The 16,267-nt window shown below is 62.5% G+C and carries 12 protein-coding genes and 1 tRNA gene; 8 read left to right on the forward strand and 5 right to left on the reverse strand.

Annotated features, from left to right (window positions below):
- Positions 1-125: 125 nt before the first annotated feature.
- Positions 126-4,232 (forward strand): AAA family ATPase, encoded by a 4,107-nt coding sequence (locus DAD99_RS14365; protein WP_193342067.1) that lies wholly within the window; start codon positions 126-128, stop codon positions 4,230-4,232.
- Positions 4,233-4,251: 19 nt separating this feature from the next.
- On the opposite strand, the gene cpaB is transcribed toward DAD99_RS14365, so the two are convergent.
- From cpaB to DAD99_RS14380, 3 genes are all read right to left on the reverse strand, one after another.
- Positions 4,252-4,998 carry a Flp pilus assembly protein CpaB gene (cpaB, locus tag DAD99_RS14370; RefSeq protein WP_193342068.1) on the reverse strand — a complete coding sequence of 249 codons (747 nt, stop codon included), beginning with the start codon at positions 4,996-4,998 and terminating at the stop codon, positions 4,252-4,254.
- Between the two features lie 99 nt (positions 4,999-5,097).
- Positions 5,098-5,361 carry an FmdB family zinc ribbon protein gene (locus tag DAD99_RS14375; RefSeq protein ID WP_193342069.1) on the reverse strand — a complete coding sequence of 88 codons (264 nt, stop codon included), beginning with the start codon at positions 5,359-5,361 and terminating at the stop codon, positions 5,098-5,100.
- 116 nt (positions 5,362-5,477) lie between these two features.
- Positions 5,478-6,098: a 5-formyltetrahydrofolate cyclo-ligase gene (locus tag DAD99_RS14380; protein WP_193342070.1), complete on the reverse strand. Its 621-nt coding sequence runs from the start codon at positions 6,096-6,098 to the stop codon at positions 5,478-5,480.
- Positions 6,099-6,206: 108 nt separating this feature from the next.
- Between DAD99_RS14380 and galU the strand changes: the two genes are divergently transcribed.
- The 4 genes from galU (at position 6,207) to DAD99_RS14400 (ending at position 8,977) form a co-directional block, all read left to right on the forward strand.
- Complete coding sequence (gene galU, locus DAD99_RS14385; RefSeq protein ID WP_193342071.1) at positions 6,207-7,112, forward strand: UTP--glucose-1-phosphate uridylyltransferase GalU; 906 nt, start codon at positions 6,207-6,209, stop codon at positions 7,110-7,112.
- A 5-nt stretch (positions 7,113-7,117) separates the two neighbouring features.
- Positions 7,118-7,735 (forward strand): GNAT family N-acetyltransferase, encoded by a 618-nt coding sequence (locus tag DAD99_RS14390; protein WP_185261155.1) that lies wholly within the window; start codon positions 7,118-7,120, stop codon positions 7,733-7,735.
- 148 nt (positions 7,736-7,883) lie between these two features.
- Complete coding sequence (locus tag DAD99_RS14395) at positions 7,884-8,777, forward strand: hypothetical protein (protein WP_193342072.1); 894 nt, start codon at positions 7,884-7,886, stop codon at positions 8,775-8,777.
- Between the two features lie 127 nt (positions 8,778-8,904).
- A tRNA-Ala gene (locus tag DAD99_RS14400) sits at positions 8,905-8,977 on the forward strand.
- Positions 8,978-9,136: 159 nt separating this feature from the next.
- On the opposite strand, the gene DAD99_RS22300 is transcribed toward DAD99_RS14400, so the two are convergent.
- Positions 9,137-9,754, reverse strand: a complete 618-nt coding sequence (locus DAD99_RS22300) for a site-specific integrase (protein WP_193342248.1) — start codon at positions 9,752-9,754, stop codon at positions 9,137-9,139.
- Between the two features lie 24 nt (positions 9,755-9,778).
- Positions 9,779-10,453: a DUF4192 family protein gene (locus tag DAD99_RS14410; RefSeq protein WP_227008067.1), complete on the reverse strand. Its 675-nt coding sequence runs from the start codon at positions 10,451-10,453 to the stop codon at positions 9,779-9,781.
- A gap of 1,354 nt (positions 10,454-11,807) precedes the next feature.
- On the opposite strand from DAD99_RS14410, the gene DAD99_RS14415 reads away from it, so the two are divergent.
- The 3 genes from DAD99_RS14415 to DAD99_RS14425 are packed head-to-tail and all read left to right on the forward strand — an operon-like array spanning position 11,808 to position 16,267.
- Positions 11,808-12,731, forward strand: coding sequence for an ROK family protein (locus tag DAD99_RS14415; RefSeq protein ID WP_193342074.1), 924 nt, complete (start codon positions 11,808-11,810; stop codon positions 12,729-12,731).
- Positions 12,706-14,961 (forward strand): alpha-galactosidase, encoded by a 2,256-nt coding sequence (locus DAD99_RS14420; protein WP_193342075.1) that lies wholly within the window; start codon positions 12,706-12,708, stop codon positions 14,959-14,961. The genes DAD99_RS14415 and DAD99_RS14420 overlap by 26 nt, the downstream gene beginning before the upstream one ends.
- Before the next feature lie 40 nt (positions 14,962-15,001).
- Complete coding sequence (locus DAD99_RS14425; protein WP_193342076.1) at positions 15,002-16,267, forward strand: sugar ABC transporter substrate-binding protein; 1,266 nt, start codon at positions 15,002-15,004, stop codon at positions 16,265-16,267.

The raw sequence follows: 16,267 nt of genomic DNA on the forward strand, positions 1-16,267 counted from the left end.
GTGAGTGGCCGGTCTCCGTCAGCGGAGGCCGGCCATTATTATCATCCGTTGGAATCCACCGCAATTTGGCCTGATTCAGTGTTGCGGTCTCTCATCCCGGCTTCTTTGCGGCTACGCTCGAAAGTATGCCGGTATGGTCCAGGGCGTCACGTGCAAACGCAGAAAAGAAGGCAGTAGTGTCAGTTGGTCAAGGCCACCCGGAGGGTTCTGAGGAGCTTGGAAAATGGCTGTCCGGGCTTAAGCCCGTCACCGGGGCAGACACTATGCTGCGCTTCACCAAGACCCCCGAAGGTTCCATTGACCTGACCCATGCGCACCCTTCCGGCCTGGCCCAGCTTATGGCCGGCCGCCGCACACGGTTGTCCACACTCATCCGCGACCACCAACAGTACGTCGTCGCGGCCCGGGCATCGCGGAACATCCGCTCCAAAATCTTCGAACTCGGAAATGACCGGGGCATTGATGCCGGTTACCTATCCGCAGGCACCGTTGTGTGGACCTCCGCCGTTGGCGGCAAACCCCAGCGGATTTCCGCGCCGGTGATGCTAACGGCAATTTCGCTTACGGTCCGGCCGGGTGAGGACGACTACGAACTGCAGCTCACCGAGCAGGCCAACATCAACCCGGCCCTGGTCCGGCACCTGAAAACCGTCCACGGCATCGTTTTTGACGTTAACGCCGTGACCCGCCTCGCTTACAGCACCGCGCGCTTCGATCCCCAGCCTGTCCTGGACAGGCTCGCAACGCTCATCCGGCCCATCCACGGCGCCGAAGCCCAGCACAATCTGTTGGTGTCCACTTTCGCGGACCTCTCCGGCAACCTGGACGATCCCTGGATCAATGAGGGCAACCCGCTGGTCGCCGCCCTGGCCAAGGCAGCCGGCGGTGAGGTCATTGAAGTACCTGTGCCGGACCCCTCCCGCTTCCCGAGTGTGGACGCGCGCCACCCGGACGACGAACTGCTCCTCCTCGACGCCGATCCGGCCCAGCAATACGTTATAGATGCCGCCCGTGCAGGCGACTCCCTGGTGGTCAGCAGCCCGCCGGGCACAGGACAGACCCAGACGGCCATCAACACCATCGGTGCCCTGGTGGATGCGGGCAAGTCTGTCCTGGTGGTGGGCGACCGCCGGGCCAGCCTGAACGAAGTATCGGCGCAACTGGAATCGCTTGGACTTGAATCCATCCTGTTCCAGCTCTCCGGCACAGCCACCCCCCAGCAGCTCAAGGCCCAGCTGGTGCGGGCCATTGTGAGGAACGAAAAATCACTCGAGCCGCAGCTGGGGAATCTCCACCGGACCTTGACCGAGCACCGGCACGCGCTGATGGACCACGTGGCGTCTCTGCATAACGTGCGCCAGCGCTGGGGCTGCTCGCCGTATCAGGCCATGCAGTCACTGGCCGAGCTGACGTCCATCCATCCGGCTCCCGCCACCACGGTGCGTCTCAAGCGCAGTGTGCTGGACAGCATCCGCGACCGCAATGAGCTCGCCGGCCGGCTCCGCCGCGCCGCCGAGCTTGGCAGCTTCAGCCGCGCGTCCACCGCCAGCCCGTGGCACGGCGCCCGGCTGCTCACCCGCAAGGAGACCGAGGAAGCCCAGGAGCTCGCCCGGTCAGTGGCGAAGAACCTGCCTATTCTGCGTGACCGGATGAACAGCGTGGCCGAACATGCCGAAATCCGGCTTGGCTCGTCCTTCTCGGAATGGGGGGAGCAGCTCGAACTCCTCATGGCTGTCCGCGAAAGCCTTGATAAGTTCACCCCGGACATCTTCGACAGGCCGGTCAACGATCTGATTTCCGCCACGGCGTCCTCCGTCTGGCGCCGGGAGCGGAACGTCGACATGGCCTCCATGCAGCGTTCCCGCCTGCGCCGGGTCGCGAAAGAGTACGTCCGCCCGGGCGTCCACATCAGCGATCTCCACAGCTCGCTGGTGCTGGTGCAGGACCAGCGTGCCCTCTGGTCCGGGTACGCCACTTCGCAGCGCCACCCGGCCGTCCCCTCGGGCCTTGCCGAAATGAATGTGATGTACCGGTCGCTGGACCGGGAGCTGACCCAGCTGGGCGAGGCCCTCCGGCACACCCAGGCCGGTGGCTCGCTGGCAACGGCCCGCTATGAGGAACTCATGGAGCGGCTGGAGCGGCTCGTGGCCGACACCCACACGCTCAAAACGCTTCCCGAGCGCACGCTGCTCGTGGAAAACATGCGCGAGCACGGCCTGGGGGAGCTCCTGGCCGATCTTGCGGACCGGGAGGTTCCGGCAGGTTCCGTCGCAGCAGAGCTTGAACTGGCCTGGTGGCAGTCCGCGCTGGAAGCGATGATCAGCGGCGACGATTACCTTGCCATGTCTGACGGGGACGCGCTCCGGCAGCTTGAGGCCGAATACCGGCTCGCGGACAACGCCCATATTGCCAGCGGCGCGGCGCGCCTCCGCTGGGAACTGTCCGAACGGTGGGGGACCGCGCTTGCGGAACACCCGCGCCAGGCCCAGCTGCTCAGGAGCCTGCTCAAGGACGGCAGGGTTACCCTCGCGGCGCTGACGGCCCAGGCCCCCGAGCTGGTTCCCATGCTGGTGCCGGTCTGGTCGGTCAGCCCGTACCTCATGACCGGGCTCTTGCCGGCCGAACGGCACTTCGACGCCGTGGTCATCCTGGACGCCGAAGCGACGTCGCTCCAGGCCGTCCTGCCTGCCATCGCCCGAGCCGGGCAGGTCATTGCCTTCGGTGATGCCAAGATCGCCAGCCCCCGGACTTTCACTGTTGGTGTTGAGCGGCTGGCCGCCGGTGAAGCGGCCCACCATCGCGTCGAAAGCGCGTATTCGGCGCTGTCTGCGGTCCTGCCTGTCTGGCGGTTGAATTTTGTCTACCGCGCGGTTGACGAGGACCTGGTCCTGCAGCTGAGCAAGAACTCCTACGACGGCGCCCTCCGCAGGCTCCCGGAGGGGCAATCGGCCACGGGACTGGACAGGGCGCTCCTGGTCGAGTACCTGCCCGACGGCACGGGGCTGCCCAGCGCCGACCACGAAGGCGTGGAATCCGTGGTGGCCGAGGTTAACCGTGTGGTCCAGCTGGTCTTTGAGCACGCCCGGACGCGGCCGCGGACGTCGCTGGCAGTGGTCACCGCCAGCCTGCGCCACGCTGCCCGGATCGGTGAGTCAATCCGTCTTCAGCTCCCGAACCACCCGGGGCTGGCCAGCTTCTTCAGCGCAGGACCTGAGTCCTTCCGGGTGGTTGACCTTGAGCGTGCGCAGGGCCTGGTCCGTGACCACGTGATCTTCTCACCCGGTTTCGGCCGCACTCCGCATGGCCGGGCGCTGCACAACTTCGGACCCCTGTCGGCTGAGGGCGGGCGGGAAAAGTTCGCTTTGGCCATGACGCGTGCCCGCCGATCGCTCCACGTACTGACGTGTTTCCAGCCCGAAGACCTTGACCACACGCGGCTGTCCTACGGGGCGGTGGACTTCTACGAGCTCCTCAACCGTGAAATTGCCGGAAAGACCGATCTCGGTACCCCGGCCTCGCGTGCGGCCGCCAGCGAGCAGGCGCTTGGGGCAGATCCCCTCGTGGCCGATCTTGGCGACCGGCTGCGTGCCCGCGGCGCCCGAGTTTGGCACCAGTACGACGGCGTGATTGACGTGGTGGCTGCAGCAGACCCGCTCAGCACCATGGGCCAGGACGACGCCGAGATTCCGCGACCGGTGGCCATCGAATCGGATGGCACGGAGCAGTACCGCACCATGAGTGTCCGCGAGCGGAGCCGGCTCCGCCCTCAGCTGCTGGAACGGATGGGCTGGCGGTACATGCCGCTATGGACCATCGAAGTCTTTACGGACCCGTCCGCCTGCGCGGACCGGATCGCGGGTTACCTGGGCCTTGAGAATGTTCTGCCGCCCGGACGAGGAACAGCCTCGGGCGGATTCTTTGACGAGGACATGGACGCGCTCGCGCTGGGAAATATTGAAAACGACAGGAACGAAGACCAGGCCGGACGCCTGGCCAGTGAGGAGGCGGTTGTTGTGACGCCACGAAATGCCGATCAGGCCGAGACACGCGGTAACGGCCAGCCAGATGAGGCAGGAAACGGGACGGCCGCTGCGCCGGACCGCCAGCTGCCAGGGGCAGCTGGCATCTTGCCCAACAAGGCTGCGGAGGATGACCCGAAGCGCTGGGGCGATGGCCCCGACAACGATCACGATGCTTGGCTGAAGGAAAACAAGCCGCCGCACTGGGGCTGACCTGCAAGCTGCAACGGCTTCACCCCGCCCCGCCTTCGGGTCCCACCAGAACGAAAAACAGTTTGCCCTGGGTGGAGGCCCCGGCCAGCCGCGCAGCCTGCTCCGGGGCCGCCGCCACGACAATCAGCCCGTCGGTTTCGCCGGTGCCCAACCACTGACCCGTCTTGCCGCCCTGTCCTGACGTCCACAGGACGGGAACGGACGTTGCCAGCACTTCTGAGGGGGACTGCTGATCGTAGCCGTTCGCCCGGGTTAGTACCACGTTGACCAGTTGCCCGGGCGATACCAGCTGGATGGAGGAAGGATCGGCCATCCTCAACGGCACGGCCGCGGATCCCGGAGGCGTGCCTGTCAGGAGTCCGGGTCCCAGAAGCAGGGAGTCCGTCACCAGTTGGCCCTGCCGCAACGGCGCTGCCAGCTGTTTTCCCGCGGCTTCACTGGTGTCGGACATGGACCCTTCAGTGAGCATCCCCGGCGGGATATGCATTGCCGTCAGGTCTGTGGCCCACAACGCCGTGCCTGCGGGGATATCCCGAGCCGCCGCCAACACTGAGACCGTATCAGCGGGCGGGGGAGTGAGCTGATGGACCGTGATGCCGGCAGCAAGGCTGAGCAGGAGGGCTATCGCAAGTCGCCGGTTCCGGCCAAGCCAGGACAACAGCCTGGGGCCGCGCGCGCCCCGGGGGCGTGCTGGCGGAAGCGGGCGGCGGACCTGGCGTCCCGGCGGGGCGGATCCGCGGCCGGAGCGAAAGAGGGTTGCGGGCATGGGAACCACGCTACGGAGCGGCAAGCGAACCCGATAGAACCAAAGGTGCCTATGTGGACAACCGTGCTGCCGGCGTCGTACGTCTTGTCAGACCGGAGGTCAGCTGGCGACAGCGGCGGTGGCAGGTGCCGGCGCCGGTGCGGCCGCGGGGGCGGCGGGAGCAGCCGAAACGGTGCTTCCCTTGGCATCCCGGGAGTCGGTCCGGTAGAAACCGGAGCCCTTGAAGACCACACCCACGCTGTTGAACTTCTTGCGCAAGGCGCCCTGGCACTCCGGGCACGACGTCAGGGTGCTGTCGGTAAACGACTGGAAAACGTCGAAGGCGTGGCCGCAATCCTTGCAGGCGTAAGCATAAGTGGGCACTGGTGATCCTCCTCGGGGGCAAACGAGAGGTCCTGTGCCGCGCTGAACGCAAACCGTCCATTAGCAGTCGCAGGGCCTGAGTGCCAATTCTATCACCCCCGGAAAGTAGCCCTCCGTCAGGCAGGGTCCGGTAGCCGGATCAAACCTGACGGCGTCAGGGCAGCCGGCACCCTCCGGTCAAAGACTTCGGCGGGAATGCTTCCGGCCGGAAGCAGTTCGGCATCGAAGACGACGGCCGCAAACGGGATCTCAAGTCCGTCCCGGCCAAGGGAGCCCAGCAGGACGTCGTAGTAGCCGCCGCCCTGGCCTATGCGGTTGCCGTCCCTGTCCACGGCCGTGGCGGGGATGAAGAGTGCGGCAACAGACGTCATGACGCCGAGGCCAAGGCGAGGTCCGGCCGGTTCCAGCACCGGCGCATAACGGCTGCGGACAAACTCGACGCCGGGGGTCCACTGCGTCCAGCTCAGCCGGCGTCCGGGCTCACAGACAGGGAGCAGGACTGCGTGGCCATGCCGATGGAGTTCGATGATCAGGGGCAGTGTGGGTGGTTCGGGTTCTACGCCCAGGTATGCGCAAAAGGTCGACGGCGTCCCGCCGGTCAACTGTTCGGCCCACGCGGCGCCGTGGGCGGCCAGGGCGGCACCGGCGGCGTCGCGGTGAGTGGGATCCGTCGCGGCACGGCGCGCACGATGGCGTGCGCGGATGTCCGCCTTGGCTGCGCTGCTGCCTTCGGACATGCCGCTCCTTCGTTGCCGTTCACTGTGGCCGTCGCAGTCGCTGCGGCTCGTTGGCCCGGGAGCCACCAATAATTACTGAATGATCAGCCCCTCCGTTAGATTAGTCCAGTGACTACCACTCAGCAGACAGTACGCAAGGCCGTTATTCCCGCTGCCGGACTCGGCACCAGGTTCCTGCCGGCCACCAAGGCCATGCCCAAGGAAATGCTCCCGGTGGTGGACAAGCCGGCCATCCAGTACGTGGTTGAAGAAGCTGTCAGCGTTGGCCTGAACGACATCCTGATGATCACGGGACGCAACAAGCGTGCCCTGGAGGACCACTTCGATAGGGTTCCTTCGCTGGAGGACACCTTGGAAGCCAAAGGCGACCTCGCCAAACTTGAGTCCATCCAGGCAGCAAGCAACCTCGGTGACATCCACTACGTCCGGCAGGGTGACCCCAACGGCCTGGGCCACGCAGTGTTGCGTGCAAAGCAGCACGTTGGCAACGAACCGTTTGCTGTCCTCCTCGGCGATGACCTGATCGATGCCCGGGACGAACTTCTCAGCACCATGATCGATGTCCAGTCCAAGACCGGCGGATCCGTGGTGGCCCTCATCGAGGTGGAGCCCTCCCAGATCAGTGCCTACGGTTGTGCCGACGTGCAGGAGATCGACGGTGAAGGCTACGTCAGGATCAACAAGCTCGTCGAAAAGCCCAGCGTGGAGGAGGCGCCCTCCAACCTGGCCGTCATTGGCCGCTACGTCCTCCACCCGGCAGTTTTTGACGTGCTCGAGCGCACCGGCCCGGGCCGGGGCGGGGAAATCCAGCTGACGGACGCCCTGCAGGAACTGGCGGCCGGCGAAGGCGAGGGCTATGGAGTTTACGGCGTGGTCTTCCGAGGCCGCCGTTACGACACCGGTGACAAGCTCAGCTACCTCAAGGCCTGCGTCCAGCTCGCCATCGACAGCGACGACCTCGGCCCCGGCCTTCGGGAGTGGCTGCCGGGCTTCGCGGCCGGCCTCACTAAATAGCTGCCGTGCGCCCCGGAGCCATCTGGCCCGTGACACTCGAATGCGGCGACCTGATCCTGCGCCCCATCCGGTACCGGGACAAGAGGGAATGGACCCAGGTCCGGGGGCGCAACAGCGAGTGGCTGGCGCCCTGGGAAGCATCCAACCCGGCGTCAGGCGGTGCGCTGCCTGACTACCGGCAGATGGTGCGGTCCTTGAAAATCCAGGCCGCCCAAGGGACGGCCTTGCCGTTCCTGATCGCCGAGCGCACACCCAGGTTGGCCGCCCCGGTCATTGTTGGCCAGCTGACCGTGTCCTCGATTGTGTGGGGTTCCGCCATGATGGCCACACTGGGTTACTGGGTTGACCAGGCCCGCGCCGGTCATGGCATCGCACCTACCGCCGTGGCCATGGCCACGGACCATTGCTTCCAGGCCCTCGGCCTGCACCGGATGGAGATCAACATCCGGCCCGAGAACGGCCCCAGCCTGCGCGTGGTTGAGAAACTGGGATTCCGCGACGAAGGCTATCGTCCACGCTTCCTTCACATCAACGGCGAGTGGGCGGACCACCGGACTTTCGCGCTGACCGCTGAAGAGGTCCCGGAGGGGCTGCTCGCGCGGTGGCTCGCGTCCCGGTCCTGACCCCCGGCAGCTGAACCCGCCAGACGTACTTCCAAAGTCATAAATCCAATCAATTGCCACGTTGCCCGCGACACACCGTGGCTAATGCGGGGGCGGCTGCCGTAATACTCATACGGTTTTGATTGTGGACTTCCCCCTAAGCAGCTCAGTGATCCTAGTGGTTGCCGTTGTGCTCTGGATCGTGTGGGTTGCGCCCTACGTTCTGCGGAACCGCCGGCACCAGGCCCAGGCCGCTGGCGATTTCCTGGCAGAAGTACCAGCCATTGAATCATCGGAACCGAGAGCCGGGACGGTACTGAACATCACCGCCCAGCAGGAGAAAGCCATGGAGATCAGGAAGAGCCCCGAGACCGCAACGGAAACGTCCGGCAGTTCGACGACGGGCGGCGCGTTCCGGATCCGCTATGGCAGGACAGCGATCGCCCTCGTCGGTGTTCTGTCGCTGCTGACCGCGTTTGTTTCGGGTGTTCTTCTGCCGTTCGGAATCGGAAGCGCGCTGCTGCCGGTGGCCGGCCTGGCCGCCACCGTCGCAGCTGTGGCGGTGCTCCGGTCCCTGGCTGTCCGGGACCGCCAAGCGAAGGTGAACGCCGCGTTTCGCTCAGCGATGAGTGCCCCCGTGCGGCGTTCAGGATCTGTCGCCACGGATACCGTGGCCCGTCCCGCCGCCCGGCCGGAAAGCCGGCTCTTTGACGCCGAGGCCCACCAGCCCAAACCGAAGCCCAAGCCCCTGACTGCGATGGAACTCCGGGAAGCGGCACTGGCTGTTGCCGTTGCCGCCGGAGATACCAGCGCCGCCGTATCGCTGAAGCCGGCTGACACCACCTGGGAACCGGTAGACGTGCCGAAGCCGGTCTACGTTGAAGCCGCCAAGGCAGAGCGCCCGGCTCCCCAGCCGCTTGATCTTCCTGAGGCACCCAAAGCCGTCGGCAAGCCGTTCCTGAAGCAGGGCGTACCCGCTGCCACGCCTGCCGCGAAGCCCCTCACCAAGGCGCAGAGCGCCCTGAGCAACCTCGACGACGTCCTGCAGCGCCGCCGCGCCTGATAGCTTGCCAGAGCAGCCCACGCCGTTTGCCCGCCCGTGTGCGGAGTGTCAATTCGCAATGCGGGACGAAAATTTGTAGCCTAAGGTCACCGGTACCGCCCGTTCACCAGGGAAGGCGGACTGTTCCGGGGCTATAGCTCAGTTGGTAGAGCGCTTCGTTCGCATCGAAGAGGTCAGGAGTTCGAATCTCCTTAGCTCCACTAGTAAAGCCCTTTGACCTGCGGAAACGTTGGGTTGGAGGGCTTTTTCTTTGCCTCGCGATGGCGCAACCACACGGAAACCACACGATTTCGAAAAATTTGGGTTGGACTTGAGGTATTTCATTCCGTGCGTCCGGACTAGGTGACGGTGGCCGTTATTCATCTGGACATGCGTTCCGGACCGGATGGTGATTCTGTCCCAAACTTTTGCAGGGCTGCCGTGAGATCCGGTGACTCGGTTGCCTTGGCGATGTAGTGCTTCTCTGTGATTGCGGTTCCTGAATGACCGAGCTGGGCGGCAGCTTGCTTGGAACTGTATTCCTGGTCGATGAGGGTGGCAACGGATTTGCGGAAGACATGCGGGGTGACCCATTCATAGTCAGATCCGGCCCGGGCGTCCCGCCACTGCCTGCGGAAGTTATGTGGGCTGCGAACAGTTCCTGTGGAGGAGGGGAATAACATGTCTTCGGGTTTGGGCTGCTCGGCTGAATGCCTGCGTTGGAGTGTTGGCACGGCAAAGGGCGGAACTTTCATGGTGCGGAAGCCGGCTTTTGTCTTCGGATGGTCTTGGCGGTAGGCGCCGCGGCCTTTCTCCAGGACTACAGTTCCCGAGATGGTGATGGTTGGCGGTTCGGCTTGGAGATCAACGTCCTGCCACCGGATGGCCAGGACCTCACCAATCCGGGCGCTGGCGGCAAGGAAGATATCGAGAGCGTCCAGTATGTCTGCTGCGCGTGGCCGTCCTTGGTGTGTGGGGTCCTCCTGCCACTTGCCAATGACAGTCCGGAGCTTCTGAACGTCTTAGACTGAAAAGGCCTTGACGTCCTTCCTTGCGATTTTGATGGGTCCGACATCCCGGACTGGATTGCTGTGCAGGGCATCATGCCGGACCGCGAGACCGATCATGCCGGTCAGCACGATTTTGGAATGACGTGCGGTGGCAGGGTGGTCTGCGGCGACGTTCTTGAGGAACCGGTCAATACGGCCGATGCTCAGCTCGTGGAGGCGGAGACCGGCCAGCGCGGGTTTGATGACACGCCGGTAGGTGTCGCGGTAGCCATCGATGGTCCTTCGGCCTGCTCGACCGTTGTTCTCGATTTCGTCGGAGGATCGCACGGGACGGAATGCGGCGTTGGTCTGGCTGGATTGGGTGGCACTCAAGGGGAGCCGGACGCCCTTCTTAGGATCGCCGTCGTACTGTGACACCGTCTGATCTCCGACGAGGAGTCCTTCCCCGATGGTGAGTCCTCGCCCGGCCAGGGCGCCCGTGAGCGCAGCGATAGTTGCCGCGTGTGGCTTGTGGCCGCCATTCATGGGCTCCGAGGTATAGACGGCGAGGATCACACCTTCGGCGCTGGTGTCGTGGCCGAGGTATTCGGCGACCATCTTTGCGTAACTGATTTCGGCGTCTGGCTTCCGCAGGTCGACGCGGAGGGTTGCCCCTACGTGGTTGTCGGCGAGGGTGATGAAGACCAGGCTTTCTTGGGGCCAAAACCCAAGGTGTGGCCAATGAAACTGAGGACGTCGGCGGGGGTTTTGATGGTGAGCGGTTCCATGTTCTTTCTCCTTCAGCGGCTGGCCGGCACAGGGCGCGTCAGTCAGATGTGTGCGCCGTTCTGATAGACGAATCACCGCGGGTACGAGGGGCCGGAGTGCAACTTGGGGAACCGGGAGCGAGCCAAAATTTCGCGAGGAGAATAGGCGACGGAGGAGTGCCGAACGAAAATCTGGTTCGTGACCGGCGCTGCGCGCACTGGTTTCGCGGAGGACCCGCCCGGCGATGATGGGGATCAGAATGACAAACAGCGATGATGCTTCTGACCATTCATGGCTCGGCTTGCATGGCGCGGCATGATGCCGGGGCGTCGTTGCTGATTGGCGTTAACCCTATTGTGTCCGCTGAGTTCCGGAGCGGGTTTGCGTGCTTGAGTACGGTTAGTCCGACTCCGCCGTGGTCTTTTGCACCGAAATTGAACGCTTGTGACTTGGGTTCAGGGACATTATGGGGGGTATCCACGCGCGGTCCTGCGGATTTCAGGGCTGGGCGGCGGCATTCTGTTTTCGCTGGTCCATGTCCAGGCCGGTGAGGGCGGCTATGTCCCGGACGGGGACCTGGAAGGTCCGGCGCGGACCCCGCGGGGGGCCTCGTCCACGGCCCCGGGCCCTAGTACGTCTGGCAGCTGCGGTGTCTGGTCCGCGATCTAGCCGGTGGCCGCGAGCTCCCTGCCGTGGAGGAATACGGCGACTTTGAAGAAAACCAGCGGAAGGTTCACGCCCCGGTACACCGGATCGGTGTCCCTGAAGACGGCCCCGGAATCCTCAGCGAAGTACGAGAATCATGAATGAATCACTGAATTTCACCGGCCCCCACGGACATACGTCGGATGCCCACGCGAGCATCCCCCGGACTCCGAGCCGGGGCCGGAGGCCGGGTTGTCGAAGCATTGGGGCGCACGCAGTGAGTCATGGAAAACGCAAACGAGCGCACAGCCAAGGCGCAACGCCTAATACTTTCCATTGGTATTTAAGTACGCGTTAACAAGGGGTGTAACAGTTCATTTATGAGAACCTTCCTTTCCTTAGGAAACTAAGATACAGTGTTGGCATGTACAAAGAGTCACACCTCACACAGTTGGGGGACAGCGAACGGCGCGCCCTCGAGCTCATAGTTTCCGGGCAGGTTTCCAGTCGAGCGCAGGTAGCACAGGCTCTTGCCCTCTCGAATGGCCGTGTCAGTAAGTTGATAGCGTCCTTGATCTCTCATGGGTATCTCGAAGAGTCGGAAGAGATACTCCGAGGCACAGGCCGGCCAGCCCGTATTCTCCTCCCCGTGGCGGATCGGATCATTACTCTAGGCGTCAAGTTAACGCCGGATATGGCCTTTGGCACGTGGATTGACATGCAAGGAAAACAGCTGCATTACGCTGAGCTTTCGATTGAAGAGGCGAGCATTGACGCCGCTGTTAAAGCAACGGCTGAACTGATGGAGCGCACGCCATTTGAATATGATGTGGCGGCAATCGGTGTGGGCTTGCCAGCCACCGTCGATCCAGATGGCCGTGGGGTTCATGATGTTGCTTACCTTGGTTGGAGTTCAGGGCGGCTCGCTGACGCGGTCGAGGCGAGAACAGGGCTCAGGACGGTTCTAAGCAATGACGTTAACGCAGCGACGACCTACGAGCATTGGTTCGGTCTCGGGCGGGGATGCAAGGACCTTGCGGTGCTGACGCTGGGAACGGGTATCGGATGCGGGCTGATTGTCAGCGGCGAGATTGTGCATGGTGTTGAGGGTCGTTCAGGGTTGCTGAGCCATTTGGAAATTGATCGATCTGGGCCGATATGCGATCTCGGACACCGCGGGTGCCTGTCTTCCTACGCGTCCATTCCATCAATTCTGAGGCAAGCGTCACCGTATTTTCCGGGCCGCTCATTCGAGGACTTGCTTGAGATAGCAGGAACGGGCAATGCCATTGCCGATCGGATTTTCAATGACGCGGCTATTGCCATCGGTCGGGCGCTGGCGTTGGTAGTAAACATGCTTGGACCTGAACGCGTAATCGTCACCGGTGACGGCATCGCCGTCTACACGACCTACGGGCACGCAGTGGATCGCGAATTCGAACGCGCGCGGCACTGGCGGGCCGCGAAGTCAGAAACACTCGTTGACCACCTGCCACTTGCAGGATGGTCCAAAGGCGCCGCAGCAGTGGCATTAAGGAGCGTCATTCGTGACAGCGCAGCACCCATCAACTGAAGTCGAAGAAGGGTCCACGGCTGCAACCCAGGACTCAGTATCTGAGCTTATTCACCTCTCTAGCGGAGGCGTCTCCCTCGTCTTAGACACTTCCCAGCGTCGATCCCCAGCTGTTGTCCATTGGGGCCGTTCCCTGACATCGCCGATTCAAGAGTTGCGGCTGTGGGCCCAACTCGATGAAATGCCATCGGCGAACAGCACCGCTGACACACCTACGCGACTTGCGATACTCCCATCTCATCATGAGGGATGGATGGGGCGCTTCGGTCTGAGCGGACACTCGAACGGCTCTTCATGGTCTCCTCGATTTCATGTCCAGTCGGTCTCTTTGAATGGTGAACAAGTACATCAATCTGAGATCGAAGCTCCCGGGGGACACGTCGAGTACGACCTTGTTGACAGCAACAGTGGCCTCCGGGTTCGGCTCGAAATCGAGATGACAGCGTCCGGCCTGGTACGAACCCGCGCAACGGTCGCCGTTCCTCACCAGACCGCGGGAAGTTCGGAACCCTTCCCGAGTTACTCCCTTGACGAGCTCGCCATGGCTTTCCCCGTGCCGCTCAGGGCCTCGGAGCGGCTGGACTTCTCTGGCCACTGGGGTTACGAACGGGCACCGCAACGGGCACCGATCAGTATCGGTTCGCATGTAAGGGAGAACCGTCGCGGCCGTACGGGTCACGACAGCGCATATGTACTGCATGCCGGGGTGCCAGGCTTTGGCTTCGAATCGGGCGAGGTTTGGGGGGTTCATGTAGGGTTCAGCGGAAACCATAGGCATTTCCTCGAACGGCTGGGAAATGGAGTCCAGGTCCTGGGTGGCAGTGAGCTTCTGCTTCCGGGGGAGGTCACTATCCGGCCCGGCGATGACTTCGCGACTCCGTGGGTCTATTGGACATATGGCGACGGCCTGGATGCTGCGGCGTCCAGGTTCCACGAATTTCTGAGGAATCGTGAACAGCACCCTTGGAAGCCGCGTCCCGTGGTTCTTAACGTGTGGGAGGCGGTGTACTTCGACCATTCTCCCGAACACCTGATATTTCTCGCGGAGAAGGCCGCGGGCATCGGAGTCGAACGCTTCGTTTTGGACGACGGTTGGTTTAAGGGCCGCGTGAACGATAAGGCGGGTCTCGGTGACTGGGTTGTGGACGAGGAGCGGTGGCCAGACGGTCTCCGGCCCCTGATCGAGTCCGTAAAGCGTCTCGGCATGGAGTTCGGTATATGGATTGAACCTGAGATGGTGAACCTGGATTCGGACCTGATCCGCGCACATCCTGACTGGCTCCTCCAGGCATCGGCCGAACTTCCCCGAAGTGCACGCACCCAGTATGTACTGGACCTCACGCGCGTAGAGGCTTACAACCACATCTTGGCGCAGTTGCGTGCGTTGCTGCGCGACAACGACATCGCATACATCAAATGGGACCACAATCGAGACCTCCTCGAAGCCGGGTCGTCGATTAATCATGCGCCTGCCGTGCACCGGCAGACAGTTGCGGTGTACCGCTTGATGGCCGAGCTTAAGCGCGAGTTTCCCGGAGTTGAGATCGAATCCTGCAGCGCCGGCGGGGCGAGAATCGATCTCGGTATTGCCGAAACCACAGACCGATTCTGGGCCTCTGACAACCATGATGCGTTGGACAGGCAACTTATTCAACGCTGGACGGGGCAGCTCGTTCCTCCGGAACTTATCGGCGCACATGTAGCACGTCCGCAGTCAACCACGACCGGACGGACACATTCACTTGCCTTCCGGGCGGGGACGGCACTGTTCGGGCACTTTGGCATCGAGTGGGATATCTCGGAGATCGACGAAACAGAACGGCAGGGGCTGGCGAGATGGCTCGAAATCTACAAGACGTGGCGCCCCTTGTTGCATAGCGGCCGGGTGGTCCGAGCTGACATGGACGATGACTGCCAGCTCCTGCACGGTGTCGTGGCTCGAGACCAGTCGGTGGGTCTTTACGCACTTGTTGGGATGCGTCAGTCGGCCAGTGGCGTTCCGGGACGTATCAGGTTTCCGGGCTTGGCTCCCGACCGGCTCTATCGCATTGATTTGGTGGATTCGCCGGATTTCGTTGGGCATTGGCGCAACGTGCGCTGGCTCCGAGATCTTCATGGTGGTACAGGATCCCCGACGATCTCGGGTGAGCTGCTCTCCACGGTGGGGCTCCCTGCTCCGTCTCTCCAACCCGAATCACTCGTGTTATTTGAAGTTACCTGCTCTAACTAATGTCCGCTATGAAAACAGCGGCGATACAGATAGGAACAAAATGAGGAAACGAATTCTTGCAGCAGCGACAAGTATTGTCGCAGCCATGGTCCTGGGAGGCTGCTCCACCGGGGCGACAAGCGCCAAGGACGAACCGGTGGAGCTCACATACGCAATGTGGGACACCACCCAAGAACCAGTCTTCAGAAAAATGTTCGACGAATTTTCGAAAAAAAATCCGAACATTACGGTTAAGACCCAGGTCCTCGCTTTTGGTGACTACTGGACCAAACGCCAGACAGAAGCCAGCAACGGCACTCTTCCTGACGTGTTCTGGACGAACCCGCAGAACTTCCCCATCTACGCATCGCAGGGAATACTTGCTCCTGTCAAGGAAGGGGAAGGCGTCACGGCCGATGCCATCCCTGCGACAATGCGCGGGCTGTACACCTGGAACAACGAACTGTACACATTCCCGAACAACCGGGATGCTATCGGGATCTGGTACAACAAGGATCTGTTCGACGCGGCCGGGGTCAAGTACCCGGCGGATAACTGGACTGTGTCTGACTACGCTGCAACAGCCAAGTCGCTCGCAAATTCAGGGACACAGGTATGGGGAACGACGGCACCGCTGGATAGCCGCGCCACTTATGGTGCAACTATCCACAACGAAGGCGGCCACATCATCAATTCGGACGCAACGAAAGCCGAAATTGACTCGCCCGCGGCCATTAAGGGTATTCAGTTCTGGACAGACCTCATCGCCCAGGGCAGTGCACCAACCCTTACCCAACAATCAGAGACGGATCCGATCAGTCTGTTCCTCTCTGGAAAAGCGGCAATGCACCCTGACGGATCCTGGATGAGCCGCAGCTTCGCAGACTCACCTCTTGGTAAAGCCGGACGTATTGGTGTTGCTCCCTACCCGAAGGGGTCAGCGGGAACCAACGAAACTTCCACATCCTCGCTTGGAAACGTTATGCCTCAAAAGGCAAAGCATCCGGCAGAGGCCCTGAAGCTCGTCCAATTCCTGGGTTCAAAGGAGGCTGCCAAGATCTACGCAGATAGCGGAATTGGTCTCACCGCGTATCCGGAACTTGATCAGACCTTCATTGATCACTTCGCCAGCACAATTGATGTGCGTAGCTTCTCCGATGCGGTTGCGAAGGCTTACCCGATCGAACGTTCAAACAACACCTCAGTGTGGTCCAGGAAGATGGCCACCGACCTCACGCCGGCATTTGAAGGAAAAACATCGGTTGCTGATGCTGCGGCGAAGGCGAACAACGACATCCAAGCGGCGCTGGACGCGGAGAAGAAGTAG

The sequence above is a fragment of the Pseudarthrobacter sp. AB1 genome, assembly GCF_014926485.1.
GTDB lineage: Bacteria > Actinomycetota > Actinomycetes > Actinomycetales > Micrococcaceae > Arthrobacter.